General features: G+C 50.4%; 13 protein-coding genes. 3 read left to right on the top strand and 10 right to left on the bottom strand.

All coding sequences use genetic code 11. The features are described 5' to 3' along the window. Positions 1-8: 8 nt before the first annotated feature. Positions 9-332, top strand: a complete 324-nt coding sequence (locus ABRZ28_RS06215) for an HI1450 family dsDNA-mimic protein (protein WP_048638944.1) — start codon at positions 9-11, stop codon at positions 330-332. Between the two features lie 52 nt (positions 333-384). Here the strand turns inward: ABRZ28_RS06215 and oppF are convergent, their stop codons facing one another. From oppF to ABRZ28_RS06185, 6 genes are all read right to left on the bottom strand, one after another. Further along, entirely contained in the window at positions 385-1401 is a 1017-nt protein-coding gene (gene oppF, locus ABRZ28_RS06210; RefSeq protein WP_330519740.1) for a murein tripeptide/oligopeptide ABC transporter ATP binding protein OppF, read from the bottom strand. Further along, entirely contained in the window at positions 1398-2393 is a 996-nt protein-coding gene (locus ABRZ28_RS06205) for an ABC transporter ATP-binding protein (protein ID WP_319602923.1), read from the bottom strand. Before ABRZ28_RS06205 ends, oppF begins: the two co-directional genes overlap by 4 nt. An 11-nt stretch (positions 2394-2404) precedes the next feature. Further along, positions 2405-3313 (bottom strand): oligopeptide ABC transporter permease OppC, encoded by a 909-nt coding sequence (gene oppC / locus ABRZ28_RS06200; protein WP_319602522.1) that lies wholly within the window; start codon positions 3311-3313, stop codon positions 2405-2407. 12 nt (positions 3314-3325) lie between these two features. Continuing rightward, on the bottom strand, positions 3326-4246 hold the full coding sequence (gene oppB, locus ABRZ28_RS06195; RefSeq protein ID WP_319602523.1) for an oligopeptide ABC transporter permease OppB: 921 nt from the start codon (positions 4244-4246) through the stop codon (positions 3326-3328). Positions 4247-4309: 63 nt separating this feature from the next. After that, positions 4310-5944 carry an oligopeptide ABC transporter substrate-binding protein OppA gene (gene oppA, locus ABRZ28_RS06190; protein WP_330519739.1) on the bottom strand — a complete coding sequence of 545 codons (1635 nt, stop codon included), beginning with the start codon at positions 5942-5944 and terminating at the stop codon, positions 4310-4312. 715 nt (positions 5945-6659) lie between these two features. Further along, positions 6660-7304, bottom strand: coding sequence for a YchE family NAAT transporter (locus ABRZ28_RS06185; RefSeq protein ID WP_319602525.1), 645 nt, complete (start codon positions 7302-7304; stop codon positions 6660-6662). A 553-nt stretch (positions 7305-7857) separates the two neighbouring features. On the opposite strand from ABRZ28_RS06185, the gene adhE reads away from it, so the two are divergent. Then, complete coding sequence (gene adhE, locus ABRZ28_RS06180; protein WP_330519738.1) at positions 7858-10542, top strand: bifunctional acetaldehyde-CoA/alcohol dehydrogenase; 2685 nt, start codon at positions 7858-7860, stop codon at positions 10540-10542. 643 nt (positions 10543-11185) lie between these two features. Here the strand turns inward: adhE and ABRZ28_RS06175 are convergent. Continuing rightward, positions 11186-11782, bottom strand: coding sequence for a thymidine kinase (locus ABRZ28_RS06175; protein ID WP_330519737.1), 597 nt, complete (start codon positions 11780-11782; stop codon positions 11186-11188). Between the two features lie 381 nt (positions 11783-12163). Between ABRZ28_RS06175 and hns the strand changes: the two genes are divergently transcribed. Further along, complete coding sequence (hns, locus tag ABRZ28_RS06170; protein ID WP_319602528.1) at positions 12164-12571, top strand: histone-like nucleoid-structuring protein H-NS; 408 nt, start codon at positions 12164-12166, stop codon at positions 12569-12571. A gap of 137 nt (positions 12572-12708) precedes the next feature. Here hns and galU read toward each other — a convergent pair whose 3' ends face one another. The 3 genes from galU to rssA all read right to left on the bottom strand — a co-directional run bounded on the left by galU (position 12709) and on the right by rssA (position 15832). Continuing rightward, the gene (gene galU / locus ABRZ28_RS06165) at positions 12709-13620 is read right to left on the bottom strand and encodes a UTP--glucose-1-phosphate uridylyltransferase GalU (protein WP_330519736.1); all 912 of its coding nucleotides are present in this window, start codon (positions 13618-13620) and stop codon (positions 12709-12711) included. Positions 13621-13822: 202 nt separating this feature from the next. Further along, a complete protein-coding gene (gene rssB / locus ABRZ28_RS06160; RefSeq protein ID WP_319602530.1) occupies positions 13823-14839 on the bottom strand; it encodes a two-component system response regulator RssB in 1017 nt (338 codons plus the stop codon). Between the two features lie 84 nt (positions 14840-14923). Beyond that, on the bottom strand, positions 14924-15832 hold the full coding sequence (gene rssA / locus ABRZ28_RS06155) for a patatin-like phospholipase RssA (RefSeq protein WP_319602531.1): 909 nt from the start codon (positions 15830-15832) through the stop codon (positions 14924-14926). Between the last annotated feature and the right edge of the window lie 126 nt (positions 15833-15958).

The raw sequence follows: 15958 nt of genomic DNA, 5'->3' as shown, positions 1-15958 counted from the left end.
CACTTTGTATGGATTTGAATAACCGTCTGACTGAAGACGAAGCGTTGGAACAGGCTTACGATATTTTTCTGGAGCTGGCTGCCGATAATCTTGATCCGGCGGATATCTTATTATTTAACCTACAGTTCGAGGAACGCGGCGGCGCGGAACTCTTCGATCCGGCGGAAGATTGGTCAGAGCATGTCGACTTTGACCTCAATCCTGATTTCTTTGCCGAAGTGGTGATTGGGCTGGCTGAACAGGATGGCGGCGAGATTACCGATATTTTTGCCCGCGTGCTGATTTGCCGGGAAAAAGACCACAAGCTTTGCCATATTCTGTGGAAAGAATAAGCCGCGCGAACAGGAACCTCATCCCTGAGATTCGCCCTTTTTAGCGCGATCGTTATGACGAGCTCAGCGCTTGCGGATCGACCTTCAGGCAGGAGACGGCATGGGTAAAGCTCCCTTCCATTACCGGTCTGGTTTTCACACATTCAGGCCCGACGATCGGACAACGCGTGCAAAACACGCAGCCCGCCGGCGGGTTAATCGGCGAAGGCAGATCGCCCTCCAGTAGCTGTATCCGCTTATTTCTCTCTTTATCCGGATCGGGGATCGGTACGGCCGACATCAACGCCCGCGTATAGGGATGCTGAGGATTGCGATAAACCTGATCATAGGTGCCCAGCTCCACCGCATGCCCCAGATACATCACCAGAACCCGATCGGATATATGTTTCACCACCGACAAGTCATGAGCGATAAAAATCAGCGACAGTCGCATTTCATGCTGCAATTGCCGCAGCAGATTCACCACCTGCGCCTGAATGGAAACGTCCAGCGCAGACACGGGTTCGTCGCAGATAATCAGCTTCGGTTCCAGTATCAACGCCCTGGCGATGCCGATACGCTGACATTGGCCGCCCGAAAACTCATGCGGATAGCGGTTAATCAGGTTGGGCAATAACCCCACCTTCAGCATCATCGCTTTGACCTTTTCTTTCACCTCCTGACGCGACAGCCTGGGGTAATAGGTTTTTAACGGTTCCGCTATGATTTCGCCGATAGTCATGCGTGGATTGAGCGACGCCAGCGGATCCTGAAATATCATCTGGATATCGCCGCGCGCTTTACGCCACTCGGCCTCGTTCATACCCAGCAAATCGCGCCCCAGCCAGGTAATACTGCCGCCGGTTGCTTTCACCAGGCCGATAATGGCGCGCGCCAGCGTGGATTTGCCGCAGCCGGACTCGCCCACCACGCCCAGCGTTTCGCCCTCATACAGACGAAGCGTCACGCCATCGACCGCCTTTAGCATCTTGGGCGGCTGCCAGAACCATTGCTTATCATCGCTTACCGCAAAGTGGACTTTCAGATCGACAACTTCCAGCAACGCGTTTTTTTCCTGGACGGGACTCATAACACCTCCTCGATCGTTCTGAAACAGGCGCGCAGACGATCGTCGCCAAAGGGCGTCAAAGGCGGAGCTTCATGGCACCGTTCCATCGCATAGGGACAGCGCGGCTGGAACGGACACCCCTTCGGCAAGCGCAGCAGATTGGGCGGATTGCCGGGAATAGTCGCCAGGACGTCATCCTCGGCGTCCAGACGCGGAACCGCATTGAGCAATCCGACAGAATAAGGATGGCTGGGATGATAAAACACATCGCGCGCCGAACCGTATTCCATCGTCCGCCCGGCGTACATCACCAGCACCTTGTCGCAAATACCGGCCACCACGCCCAAATCATGGGTGATCATGATGATGGCGGTATTAAACTCACGCTTTAGCTCATTCAACAACGTCATGATCTGCGCCTGCACCGTTACATCAAGCGCCGTGGTCGGCTCGTCCGCAATCAGCAATTTAGGACGGCACAGCAACGCCATGGCGATCATCACGCGTTGACGCATGCCGCCGGAAAATTCATGAGGATACATGGTCATGCGTTTTCTCGCTTCCGGCATTTTCACCGCGTCGAGCATGCGGACCGACTCTTCAAAAGCCGCGCGTTTACCGAGCTGCTTATGCAGCATCAGCACTTCCATCAACTGTTCGCCGACGCGCATATATGGGTTCAGCGAGGTCATCGGATCCTGAAATATCATGGCGATCTCTTCCGCGCGCAGCTTATTCAACTGGCGCTCGGGCAAATTGAGGATCTCCCTGCCATGAAAACGTCCGGAACCGCTGATATGCCCATTGCCGGCCAACAATCCCATCAGCGCAAACGCCGTCTGAGATTTTCCTGAACCGGACTCGCCGACAATCCCCAGCGTTTCGCCGGCATTCAGGGTAAAGTTGAGATCGTTGACCGCCGTCACCTCGCCATCCTCGGTACGGAACGTTACCCGCAAATCCCGCACGCTGAGCAGCGGTTCATGTGTCCCGGTTGCATCATGTCTGTTCATCATGCCGCTCCTTAGCGATCTTTCGGGTCGAGGGCATCACGCAGGCCGTCGCCGATAAAGTTAAAACAAAACAGCGTCACCACCAGAAACGCCGCGGGATAAAGCAGCAGCCAGGAAGAGACTTCCATCGAGTTCGCGCCGTCATTCAACAAGGCGCCCCAACTGCTTAACGGCTCCTGCGTGCCTAATCCGAGAAAGCTCAGAAAGGATTCAAACAAAATCATACTCGGCACCAGTAATGAGGCATACACCACCACCACGCCCAACACATTGGGTACGATATGACGCAACACGATGCCGCGCGTCGAAACCCCGGACACCAGCGCCGCTTCAATGAACTCCTTACGTTTCAGACTCAGCGTCTGACCGCGCACAATCCGCGCCATATCCAGCCAGGACACCATACCGATGGCAACGAAGATCAACAGCATGTTCTGCCCGAAGAACGTCACCAGCAGAATGACGAAAAACATGAATGGAAAAGAGTTGAGGATTTCCAGCAAGCGCATCATGACGGAGTCGACTTTGCCGCCGAGATAACCGGATATCGCGCCGTACAAGGTGCCGACCACCACGGCGACCAGCGCGGCCGCCACGCCGACCATCAGCGAAATCCGCCCGCCGACGGCGACGCGAACCAGCAGGTCGCGCCCTGATGAGTCGGTGCCGAAATAGTGGCCGGACGTCATATCCGGCGCGGACGACATCATGTTCCAGTCCGTATCGGCATAATTAAAAGGCGACAGCCAGGGGCCGACAATCACAAATAAAGTAATCAGCGCCAGCACAAACAGGCTGGCAAGCGCGGCGCGGTTATGGATAAAGCGCCGGCGGGCGTCTTGCCACAGGCTGCGGCCTTCGACGTCCATCCTTTGGTTGAAATTATCCAGCGCCTCACTATTTTTTCGATGCCAAAACATACCGCCCCCGGTTTAGTAGCGAATTTTCGGATCGATAACGGCGTATAACACGTCAATTATCGCATTAAACAGAATGGTTAATCCGCCGACCAAAATCGTCAGGCTAAGCACTAACGAGTAATCACGATTCAGCGCCCCATTCACGAAAAGCTGCCCAATGCCGGGTAAGCCGAAAATGGTTTCGATAACCATTGAACCGGTAATGATGCCGACAAACGCCGGCCCCATATAAGAAAGCACCGGCAACAAAGCCGGTTTTAAGGCATGACGCAGAATAATGCGACGCAGCGGCAACCCTTTGGCGCGCGCGGTACGAATAAAGTTGGAATGCAACACTTCAATCATCGACCCACGGGTGATACGCGCAATACTGGCGATATAGGAGAGCGACAAGGCGACCATCGGCAGAATCATGTATTTGGGCGCCCCGCCGTTCCAGCCGCCGCCCGGCAACCAACGCAACGTAATGGCAAAGATCAACACCAGCAGCGGCGCCACGACAAAGCTGGGGATTACCACTCCGGTCATCGCAAAGCCCATTACCGTATAATCCCACTTGCTGTTTTGATTCAATGCCGCAATCACGCCGGCGCCGACGCCGAAAAATACCGCAAACAGAAACGCCGCCGCCCCCAATTTGGCGGAAACCGGAAATGAAGCCGCCACCAGATCGTTGACCGAATAATCTTTATATTTAAACGAAGGGCCGAAATCGCCCTGGGCCAGTTGCCATAAATAGTTGCCGTATTGCTTTAATATCGGATCGTTAAGATGGTATTTGGCTTCAATATTAGCCATCACTTCCGGCGGAAGGTTGCGTTCGCCGGTAAACGGGCTGCCTGGCGCAAGGCGCATCATAAAGAATGAAATGGTGATCAGGATAAACAGCGTCGGAATCGCTTCCAGACAGCGACGAAAAATGAATTTTAACATTGCCGTACCTATAAAACCTGCAAATAAGAGCGGGCGACGCTCTCGGCGCGGCCCGCAATATTATTAGTGTTTGATGATATAAAGATCTTTCACATAGATATGATCCATCGGATCTTTACCCGTCAAACCACCGACGTAAGGCTTCACCAGCCGGGTATTGGCATAGTAATAAACCGGCACGATAGTCGCGTCTTTGTCCAACTGAGATTCTGCCTGCTGATAAAGCGCAGTGCGCTCTTCATCGGAACCGACCTGCAAGGTTTTACTCATCAGCGCATCGTAAGCAGGACTTTTATAGTGCGAGGTATTATTGCTGCTGTCCGACGTCATGACATTGAGGAACGATGAAGGCTCATTGTAATCGGCGCACCAGCCCGCCCGGGCGAGATCGAAAGACCCCTGATGACGGCTATCAAGGAAGGTTTTCCACTCCTGATTATCCAACTTCACATTCACGCCGATATTCTGTTTCCAGATTGAGGCCGCCGCGATCGCCATCTTTTTGTGCAAGTCAGACGTGTTGTACAGCAGGTTGAGCGTTAACGGTTTATCCGCGCTATATCCGGCTTCCGCCAGTAATTTTTTCGCCTCCGCGTTACGTTTTTCCTGCGTCCAGCCAAACCATTCGGGCTGCGTTAGCGTTATCCCCTCGACATAAGGCGGTACAAAGCCATAGGCCGGAATATCCCCCTGATTTTTAACTTTATTGGTTAAGATATCCTGACTCAGTCCCAGGCGCAGCGCATTTCTTACCCGCACATCGGTAAACGGCGCCTTCTGGTTATTGATTTCGTAATAATAGGAGCATAAATACGGGTTTACCTTAACTTCCTGCGGGATCTCTTTTTTTAACTTCTGAAACAGTTCTATCGGCAGGTAATTGTAAGTCATATCAATTTCACCGCTGCGATAGCGGTTGACGTCGGTGACTTCTGAAGCGATGGGCAGGTAGGTGACCTGATTAACCACCGTATGGGCGTTATCCCAGTACTGCGGGTTGCGCTCCAGCACGATTTTTTCATTAACCACCCACGCTTTCAGCTTATAGGCGCCATTGCCGACCCAATTCTGCGGCTGCGTCCATTTTTCGCCAAATTTCTCCACGGCGGTTTTGTTTACCGGCGATAAGGAGGAGTGGATCGGCAATTTGTAAAAATAGGGAACGGCTTCACTCAGCGTCACCTCAAGCGTATGGTCGTCGAGTGCTTTAACGCCGAGCGTATCCGGGCTCTTCTTTCCGGCGATGATGTCATCAATATTCAGCAGATGACCGTATTGCAGATAGCTGGCATAGGGCGATGCGGTTTGCGGATCGGCCAGACGCCGCCAGCTATAGACAAAATCCTGAGCCGTGACAGGGTCACCATTTGACCAGCGGGCATCTTTTCGCAGATGGAAAGTCCAGACTTTAAAATCTTTGTTATCCCAGCTTTCCGCCACCCCGGGGATAACCTTGCCATTGGGATCCGTAATCACCAACCCTTCGAGCAAATCGCGGGATACATTGGCCTCGGGTATGCCTTCAATTTTATGCGGATCCAATGATGCGACTTCAGCGCCGTTATTCCGCACCAGTTCCTGTTTTGCCGCCAGTTCAACGTTTGCCGGCACCACCGCGGACCAGGCGGGAACGCCCGCCGCCAGACTCAATGCCGCAACGATGCCTGCGGTCAGCCTTTTTTTTGTCATGCGCGCCATTGTTTTCTCCTGTGTTGTTGATTATGCCTTTACGACATGCGCATTCCGATGACCAACAAAATGTCAGCGGAAAATTGTTTTTACCGTTCATGCCATTCACAGATAACCCGTAGCCTTGAGCATGAGGCAACCACGGACAGCTTCCCCGATTCGGACAGTGAGATAATTAATAAAATTTACTTATAGGTAATTGACAAAAAACTGTCCGAATCGACGTTAGCAAAAAGAGAATTCATTCGCCAAACATTTAAAATGACGCTGGACTGATTTTTTGTAAACGTTAGAAACATCACTAAAAATCACCTTTCATCCTGCCGGCCGATTCACAAGCAGCAATATTGTCTAAAATGTTTTGCGCGCTCCACAAGAAAAAAAACGTTAAAACAATCCATTTTAAGCACAAAAAACCATCACTTATCTCACCCCGGCACAAAACCACGCTAACAGGCAAGCGTGATAGCAATAACGTTATACGCGATAAATGTTATTAATTTAACAAATTAGCACATAAGAAAAGAGACCAGAAAGAGACCCCAGTCACAATTAGCAGACAAGGCGCGGGTAAAAAACAACCTGAAGAAATTAGTATTGCTTATGCGAAAAATATTTATGCGATAAAAAAGACGGGTAAATGCGATTAACGACGGCAGCGGTTGTTAAGGCATAATCCAGCGATAGGCCTTAATTTCAAATTCAATTTAACGCTTTCAAATCGTCATAATAAACCAGGGAAAAGCGCTTTAACGCCGGTCACAATAAACTCAATGCCCAATGACATCAGCAATAGCCCCATAATACGGGTAATGACGTTAATCCCCGTCTGGCCGAGAATTCTGACTAAAAGCGGCGCGCCCCGAAACAGCAACCAGCAGCAAAACGCAAACAGCGCGATAGTCAGGGACAGACCCGCCAGATTCTGCCACTCATGATAGCGGGAACTCCAGACAATGGTGGAACTGATGGCACCGGGGCCGGCCATCAACGGCAGCGCCAGCGGCACGACGCCGATACTTTCGCGGTTGGCGGTTTCCGTCTTTTCCTGCTTGTTTTGTTTGTCTTCCCCCAGCTTACCGTTGATCATCGACATGGCGATCGTCATAACCAATAAGCCGCCGGCAATGCGGAAGGAATCAATCGAGATGCCGAATAATCGCAAGATACTGTCGCCAAAGAACAGCGATATCCATAGGATCACCACCACGGAGAAGTTGGCCGTCAGGTTGGTTTTATTGCGCCCTTCCACCGCCAGATAGTTAGTCATACTGATGAACACCGGCAGAATGCCTATCGGATTGATCAGCGCAAACAGGCCGATAAAGAACTTGATATAATCTGAAACGCTCAACAATGACTGGACCACATACCACCCCGAATGGGTTACTGTTCACATGAGTGCCTTACCGGCGCTAATGTAGTGTAATCAGCCCTATTTATCCATGCCGGGAGGGTGGATTTTATTTCTCATTTCACAGCCAGATAGAATAAAAAATCACCGGCCTGCGTTTTCCTTAAGCAGGTAAAAGGCTGCATGGCCTATAACACTCCATCAATTGATAATGATTCTCATAAACAGCAATGCTGAATGGTGTCAGCATGAAAAAAACTAGATAAAGATCACAAAAAAATGTCCAGTAAGCGCGTATGCTCTTCCTCACCCGGTTAGTACAAATGAGTCGCGTCTGATCGGGTCGGTTGGCAGAATATCTTTTGCCTTGACGTTGCTGAAAATCTCAGGCGATGCCGTCGACAACCGTTAGGATGGCCGTGTGCGAGCTCTTTGAGTCAATGAATGCAGTAACGAGTAAGCTGGCCGGCGCTAGCCGCCGGACAAACGCAATATTCGCGCGTTTATCTATACTTTGTTACTTGGCAGACCATTGACTGAAAGAGTTTAACATTATCAGGAGAGCATTATGGCCGTAACCAATCTTGCTGAACTTAACGCACTGGTCGAAAGAGTAAAAAAGGCGCAGAGTGAATTTGCCAGCTTTACTCAAGAGCAAGTCGACAGAATCTTCCGGGCTGCCGCGTTAGCAGCTTCAGATGCGCGGATCCCGCTGGCCAAGATGGCCGTCGCTGAGTCCGGAATGGGTATTGTGGAAGATAAGGTGATTAAAAACCACTTTGCCTCCGAATACATTTACAACGCCTATCAGGACGAAAAGACCTGCGGCGTTCTCTCCACCGACGACACCTTCGGCACCATTACTATCGCAGAGCCTATCGGCTTGATTTGCGGTATCGTACCAACCACCAACCCGACCTCCACGGCGATTTTCAAGGCATTGATCAGCCTGAAAACGCGTAACGGCATTATCTTTTCTCCCCACCCGCGGGCGAAAAATGCGACCAATAAAGCCGCAGACATCGTGTTGCAAGCCGCGATTGCCGCCGGCGCGCCGAAAGACATCATCGGCTGGATTGATCAACCCTCCGTTGAACTGTCCAACCAGTTAATGCATCACCCGGATATCAACCTGATTTTGGCTACCGGCGGCCCAGGCATGGTAAAAGCCGCTTACAGCTCCGGCAAACCGGCCATCGGCGTAGGCGCCGGCAACACGCCGGTCGTTATTGACGAAACGGCCGACATTAAACGCGCCGTGGCCTCGATCCTGATGTCGAAAACCTTTGATAACGGCGTCATTTGCGCATCCGAACAATCCGTCGTTGTCGTCGACAGCGTTTATAACGCCGTCCGCGAACGTTTTGCCTCGCACGGCGCTTATATGCTAAAAGGCAAAGAGCTTCAGGCGGTTCAGGGCATTTTGTTGAAAAACGGCGCGTTGAACGCCGCGATCGTGGGCCAACCGGCGGCGAAAATCGCTGAGCTGGCCGGCATCAGCGTTCCCGAGAAAACCAAAGTGCTGATTGGCGAAGTGACGGATATCGACGAATCCGAACCTTTCGCGCATGAAAAACTATCGCCGACGCTGGCGATGTATCGCGCGGCCGACTTTGAAGACGCCGTCATCAAAGCGGAAAAACTGGTTGCGATGGGCGGTATCGGCCACACTTCTTGCCTGTATACCGATCAGGATAACCAGCCGGAACGCGTCGCCCACTTCGGCGACATGATGAAAACCTCACGTATTCTGATTAATACGCCGGCTTCGCAAGGCGGTATCGGCGACCTGTATAACTTCAAACTCGCCCCTTCGCTGACGCTGGGCTGCGGTTCCTGGGGTGGTAACTCCATCTCGGAAAACGTCGGTCCTAAGCACCTGATCAACAAGAAAACGGTAGCTAAGCGAGCAGAAAATATGTTGTGGCATAAACTTCCAAAATCTATTTATTTCCGTCGCGGCTCATTACCCGTCGCGCTTGAAGAGGTTGCTTCCGACGGCGCAAAACGCGCCTTCATCGTTACCGACCGCTTCCTGTTCAATAACGGTTATGTCGATCAGATCACCGACGTACTGAAACGGCAAGGTCTGGAAACCGAAATCTTCTTCGAAGTCGAAGCGGATCCAACGCTGAGCATCGTTCGCAAGGGCGCGGAACAGATGAATTCGTTTAAACCGGATGTCATCATCGCACTGGGCGGCGGCTCCCCGATGGACGCAGCCAAAATCATGTGGGTGATGTACGAACACCCGGAAACCCACTTCGAAGAACTGGCGTTACGCTTTATGGATATCCGTAAACGTATCTACAAGTTCCCGAAAATGGGTGTAAAAGCGAAGATGATCGCCGTCACGACGACATCCGGTACCGGTTCTGAAGTTACGCCGTTTGCCGTGGTGACCGATGATGCGACCGGTCAGAAATACCCGTTGGCCGACTATGCGTTGACGCCGGATATGGCGATTGTCGATGCGAATCTGGTCATGAATATGCCTAAATCACTGTGCGCATTCGGTGGTTTGGACGCGGTGACTCACGCACTGGAAGCCTACGTTTCCGTACTGGCGAATGAATACTCCGATGGTCAGGCTCTTCAGGCCGTGAAGCTGCTGAAAGAAAACCTGCCGGCCAGCTATCATGAAGGGGCGAAAAACCCGGTGGCCCGTGAACGCGTTCACAACGCCGCGACGATCGCCGGTATCGCGTTTGCCAACGCCTTCCTGGGTGTTTGTCACTCCATGGCGCATAAACTGGGTTCGGAGTTCCACATCCCGCACGGTCTGGCCAATGCCCTGCTGATTTCCAACGTTATCCGTTATAACGCTAACGATAACCCGACCAAGCAGACCACATTCAGCCAGTACGATCGTCCTCAGGCTCGTCGTCGCTATGCCGAAGTCGCCGACCATCTGGGACTGACCGCGCCGGGCGATCGCACCGCTCAGAAAATTGAGAAATTGCTGAACTGGCTGGAAGAAATCAAAACAGAGCTGGGTATTCCGAAATCGATCCGCGAAGCCGGCGTACAGGAAGCGGACTTCCTGGCGAAAGTGGACAAACTGTCTGAAGATGCGTTCGATGACCAGTGTACCGGCGCCAACCCGCGTTATCCGCTGATTTCAGAGCTGAAACAAATCCTGCTGGATACTTACTACGGACGTAAGTACTCTGAACACGCAACCAAGGAAGAGGCCGAAATTGCCGCGCCCGCGGTAAAAGCGGCCAAGCAGCCCAAAAAAGTGACTAGCTGATACTCTGTACAATAACCGCCTCCCCGGAGGCGGTTTCGCAGAAAAGCTGCCTGCCCCGCCCAACCGGCGGGGCATTTTTTTTCCCGGATTCAAGCCATGACGCCTCGCTCGCCGGGGCAAAAGCAAAGCGTGAAATCCGATAAGCCGGTTTCAGCGCGTCTAAACGCGCAGGCACGGCGATTTCCCACCTTGAATGAGTATCTGGCTGGGCAACCCTCTGTAGGCTCTCCTGACGCCGATAAACGCGATAACGCTTTCTTGTTTTGATGCCGCGCCCACCTGCCGCGGTACAGGCAAACTGTTTCACGCCGTCGAGGCTTATCGCAAAGGCTGGACGCGGTATCGGCAACGCCTTCGGTTCAATGACAACCGTTGTATAAGAACATAAATTCGGCTTGCAGCAAGGCGCCTGTGCACGGTCGACGCCCATACGGACAGCAGCATGACGAGCATAAGTCCAATATTGACTTTAAATGCTTTAATATCTGTTATAGCGGGTAATTTCATTAAAAATGGATAAGTCCTATCGCATTAAATTACACGACCGACTAACCTATTTAACACGCCGCGACGGGAATATGGCAAAAGGCGAAGACAGCGCTCCGCCTGGTTCACAAATACATTTAAACGCCGCGACGTTTTTTTATTCCGCTTCCGTTCTGACTAAACCCAATGCCGTTTTATAATGTTTTCTGCAAACGGAAACATAGTTTTCATTACCGCCGATAACCACTTGCGCCCCTTCTTGCAAAGGATTTCCTTCCGCGTCCAACCGTAATACGCAGTTGGCTTTCCGACCGCAATGGCACACGGTTTTAAGCTCGACCAGCTTATCCGCCCAGGCTAATAAATAGTGACTGCCGGAAAACAATTCGCCGCGAAAATCCGTGCGTAATCCGTAGCACAATACCGGAATATCCAGTTGGTCGACGACATCCGAAAGCTCGCTGACCTGTTCGCGGCTTAAGAACTGACATTCATCAATTAAGACGCAGTCAATAGGCTGGCGGCGGTGTTCTTTAGCCAGCAGACTAAATAAGGATGTCTGCTGATTAAACAATAACGCCGGCGCAGAAAGGCCAATCCGTGAACTTACCACCCCAACGCCGTAGCGGTTATCTATTTCTGCGGTGAAAATCACCGTTCTCATGCCACGTTCTTGATAGTTATATGATGACTGCAATAACGAGGTAGATTTCCCCGCATTCATTGCTGAATAATAAAAATAAAGTTGAGCCATGCTCAGATGCTCCCAAGGACGGGCTATATCATGCTATACAGTGTGCATTATTGTAACAACTCCCCATCAGACCATGCAATGGGCTATTACTTGCACAAAATCACCAAGTTTCATCTATTGATACGCAATATGGATATAATCATTCCTTATAACATTGGGCTGCGTCACAATATCTTCAGGCCGACAATGCTGGAAAAACGACAGGTTAAATGTATTTCCATTTGAGGTGTCCGTATTTATATTCATGTAACATGACATGTGATATCTGTTTTAAAATTGGTATTTTTTAACAAACTTACAAATTTCACTATTGCAGAAAAGAAAATAGCACTCTATTATCTCCCCACACGCCACCAATAATATGAATTTGAGATTATCACAATGAGCGAAGCACTAAAGATTCTAAACAACATCCGTACTCTGCGTGCCCAGGCCAGGGAATGTAGTCTGGATACTCTGGAAGAAATGCTGGAAAAACTGGAAGTCGTGGTAAATGAACGCCGCGAAGAAGAAAGCCAGGTTCAAGCAGAAGTTGAAGAACGCGCACGCAAATTACAACAGTATCGCGATATGTTGATTGCCGACGGTATTGATCCGAATGAACTATTACAGTCTTTAGGTTCAGTCAAATCAACTGGCAAAAGCAAACGTGCCGCTCGTCCCGCCAAATATCAATATACCGATGAAAACGGCGAAGTTAAAACCTGGACCGGCCAGGGCCGCACACCGGCTGTAATCAAAAAAGCGATCGAAGAACAAGGTAAATCTTTAGACGATTTCCTGATCTAATCGGTTTTTTTAATAAACAAATAGAAAATACCCTTGATTTTTATCAAGGGTATTTTTTTTGCAAAATAAACCCTGTGCGAACCAGAATTCATGCTCTCTATCTTTGTAATAAAACAGAGAGCAGTCTTTTCTAAATATTAATTTTCTTCTTCTTCAATAGTTTCCTGTAGCCACTGCGTCAGTTGCGGCCCCAAATTTTCATGGCGCAAACCGTATTCAACGAAGGCCTGCATATAGCCGAGTTTGTTGCCGCAGTCATGGCTCACGCCTTTGAGGTGATAGGCTTCCACCGTCTCTTTTTCCATTAACATTGCAATGGCGTCGGTTAACTGGATTTCATTACCTGCTCCAGGCGGTGTCTTCTCCAGCAGGGACCAAATGTCGGCAGACAGCACATAGCGGCCGACAACGGCTAAATTAGACGGCGCTTCGGACGCTTTGGGTTTTTCTACTACGCCGACCATTGGCGCGCTATCGCCCGGTTTTAATTCCACGCCTTTGCAATCGACAACGCCATAACTGCTGACATTCTCAACCGGCTCGACCATAATCTGGCTATGTCCGGTTTCTGAGAAACGATGCAACATTTCACTCAAGTTGTCTTTTGTCAGATCGGATTTATATTCGTCAATAATCACATCAGGCAAAATAACCGCGACAGGTTCATCCCCGACCAAAGGATGAGCGCACAATACGGCATGACCCAAACCTTTCGCCAGCCCCTGCCGAACTTGCATAATAGTTACGTGTTTCGGGCAAATAGATTGCACCTCTTCCAGCAGTTGGCGCTGAACACGTTTTTCAAGCATGGCTTCCAGCTCGAAGCTGGTATCAAAATGGTTCTCAATAGAATTTTTAGATGAATGCGTGACCAAAATAATTTCATTGATGCCGGCGGCAATACACTCATTGACAACATATTGGATCAGCGGCTTATCAACCAACGGCAGCATCTCTTTAGGAATGGCTTTCGTGGCCGGCAACATACGTGTTCCCAATCCAGCAACCGGGATAACCGCTTTTTTTACCTTTTTATTGATAATCGACATAAACAACCTCTTATATATCGTTCAAATAATGAACTTTAATTGTTTGGTCTAAAAACCGGATGAGTATACCAGTTTAACGCTGCCATGCTTGCCCAACGTCATAGCCCAAGAAAAATTAGGATGATGACTCAATAGTAGGAAATAAAGAATAACAACGGAAGGAGAACACCGTCAGACAAAGGGTATAACCCCAGCTATCGGACTATTCTGTAGAAAGCATCAGCCGTAAACGACCGCCGCCGCCCCAAATCTGACATTGCCAGGCATCGCAATCGTGATTTAACTGCTTAAGGTAAGCTTCATCGAGCGTGCCTAATGGTACGCCGCTATTCAACGCAATCTGATCTTCATTAACATTTAACGTGGCATTTAAACCGGCGGAGATCAGTATCAGCCGTTTTAATTCGCGATGATAATAACCGACCAGTAATGGGAAACGCCCTTCCAGACTGGCCTGACGGAATAGCTGGTTTACCTGTTTTAATAAAAGCGGCAAATGCGGCAGCCGGTGTTGTTGATTCGCCATGTGTTCTTGCAGAACGCTGTTGAACAATGTACGCAGTAATAGCGCCGCGAGCGTACCGTTATTGTTTACCGCCTGGGTAACATCTAAACAATAAAAAGCCAGATCTTCTTCTGAAAGCGCGGCAATATCCAAGACCAGCCCCGGTTGTTCGGCCGCGGTAAGCTGTCGATAATTAATACGACATCGCGCAAGCGTTTGCTGAACCGGCGGTTGTAATTGAGCCAACAGTTTTACCACCGCATCGGGAGATTGATTCAGGGAATCCATATCCTGCATTAATTGCTCAATTTCATTCACCGGCGAAGTAAACATATCCGGGTAAAGGCATCCCATCACCGCCTCGCGCAGGCGGCTATAATCACGGATCGGCTTGAGCAAGACATCCTGCACGCCAAGGCGCAAAACCTTCGCGACATCGGCCATCTGACTGGTCGCGGATATCACCAGTATCGGCGTATTGTTATCTTTTAAACGCAGGCGTTCGAGGAACTCAATGCCGCCCATCATTGGCATGATCAGATCGCAGATAATCAAATCCGGATGATGGTGCTCCAGAATACTCAATGCCTCCAATCCATGAACCGCCTCCCGAATTGAAGCGCCTAGCGAAGTCAGATAACCGGCAAGCACCGAGCGGAAAACGGCCTCATCCTCAATAATCAATACGTGTTTACCCGCTAATGGTTGTTCCATCAATCACCTCTTACTTCAAACGCTTAATATTCAATTTACTTTATCGCCCATGACGTTTTGCCGCCGCTTGCAACGCCTTGTTTCTCAACGCGCTCTGTTCGCCAGCGACAACAATTCATCACGTTTCTTTGCCACCGCCTGACGACCGGCTGCAATCGTTTCCTGCGCCCGATGAAAATCCAGCGTGGCTATCTGTGGGCAATAGGGTTGTACCAGCACATCAGGCGGATCCCCCGCCATCCTCGTCATCTTCAATCTGTTTTCAAGAATATGAATTGACGTACTCATGATCTCCATCGCTGTAGGCGACAACACGGTCTGTCGACGTCGCCCCTGTGACAAACGTTTGCGTATCTTACGGCGCCAGTCATCGACATCGGGTTCTACTTCAGAGTTCGGCGCCGTTGGTTTAATCGATAATAAATCATGGTGGTCGAGACTGGCGTCTTGTTGCAGATCGACCGCTATCACCACATCCGCCCCCATAGCCCGCGCCAACGACACCGGTACCGGATTCACCACCGCGCCATCCACCAGCCAGTAACCGTTGAACAGAACGGGAGAAAGTAAACCTGGAATGCTGCAAGAAGCCCGAATGGATTGATGCAGATCCCCTTCCGTTAACCAAAGCTCGCGACCCGTACTCAGGTTGGTCGCGACGACGCCATATTTAATCGCACAATCCTCAATTTGTTTCGTTCTTAACAGATTTTTTACGTTATTGAATACTTTATCGCCACGCAACAGACCGCCACGTTGCCAGGACAGGTCCATCAGACGGATAACATCCCAGTAGCCGAACCCGCTGACCCAGCGCTCCATGGCATCCAGCCGATGCGTCGCATATGCTGCGCCGACCAGTGCGCCAACGGAACATCCGGCAACGACATCAATCTCGATCCCCAGCTCCGTCAGCGCATTTATCACACCAATGTGAGCCCATCCCTTGGCAGCACCAGAACTTAATGCCAGACCAACTTTTATCCGTCTCATGGTTGACCTCGTGTGTTTTCATTCTAGCGCACATTGATACCTCCAGAGATTATTAGGTAACATATCGGCATCCTGATAAAGGATCCCACTATTATTTATCATTTTTTTTAAAATTAATTTTTTTTC

Source organism: Brenneria sp. g21c3, from assembly GCF_040240345.1.
Taxonomy (GTDB): domain Bacteria; phylum Pseudomonadota; class Gammaproteobacteria; order Enterobacterales; family Enterobacteriaceae; genus Brenneria.
The sequence above is the reverse complement of the archived record's forward strand: the minus strand, read 5'-3'. Positions and strand labels throughout refer to the sequence as shown.

Coding starts and splice junctions, on each gene's coding strand:
- hns (WP_319602528.1), top strand. CDS start 12,164: ATGAGCGAAGCACTAAAGATTCTAAACAACATCCGTACTCTGCGTGCC.
- adhE (WP_330519738.1), top strand. CDS start 7,858: ATGGCCGTAACCAATCTTGCTGAACTTAACGCACTGGTCGAAAGAGTA.
- ABRZ28_RS06215 (WP_048638944.1), top strand. CDS start 9: ATGGATTTGAATAACCGTCTGACTGAAGACGAAGCGTTGGAACAGGCT.
- oppC (WP_319602522.1), bottom strand. CDS start 3,313: ATGTTTTGGCATCGAAAAAATAGTGAGGCGCTGGATAATTTCAACCAA.
- oppB (WP_319602523.1), bottom strand. CDS start 4,246: ATGTTAAAATTCATTTTTCGTCGCTGTCTGGAAGCGATTCCGACGCTG.
- ABRZ28_RS06205 (WP_319602923.1), bottom strand. CDS start 2,393: ATGAACAGACATGATGCAACCGGGACACATGAACCGCTGCTCAGCGTG.
- oppA (WP_330519739.1), bottom strand. CDS start 5,944: ATGGCGCGCATGACAAAAAAAAGGCTGACCGCAGGCATCGTTGCGGCA.
- rssA (WP_319602531.1), bottom strand. CDS start 15,832: ATGAGACGGATAAAAGTTGGTCTGGCATTAAGTTCTGGTGCTGCCAAG.
- galU (WP_330519736.1), bottom strand. CDS start 13,620: ATGTCGATTATCAATAAAAAGGTAAAAAAAGCGGTTATCCCGGTTGCT.
- oppF (WP_330519740.1), bottom strand. CDS start 1,401: ATGAGTCCCGTCCAGGAAAAAAACGCGTTGCTGGAAGTTGTCGATCTG.
- ABRZ28_RS06175 (WP_330519737.1), bottom strand. CDS start 11,782: ATGGCTCAACTTTATTTTTATTATTCAGCAATGAATGCGGGGAAATCT.
- rssB (WP_319602530.1), bottom strand. CDS start 14,839: ATGGAACAACCATTAGCGGGTAAACACGTATTGATTATTGAGGATGAG.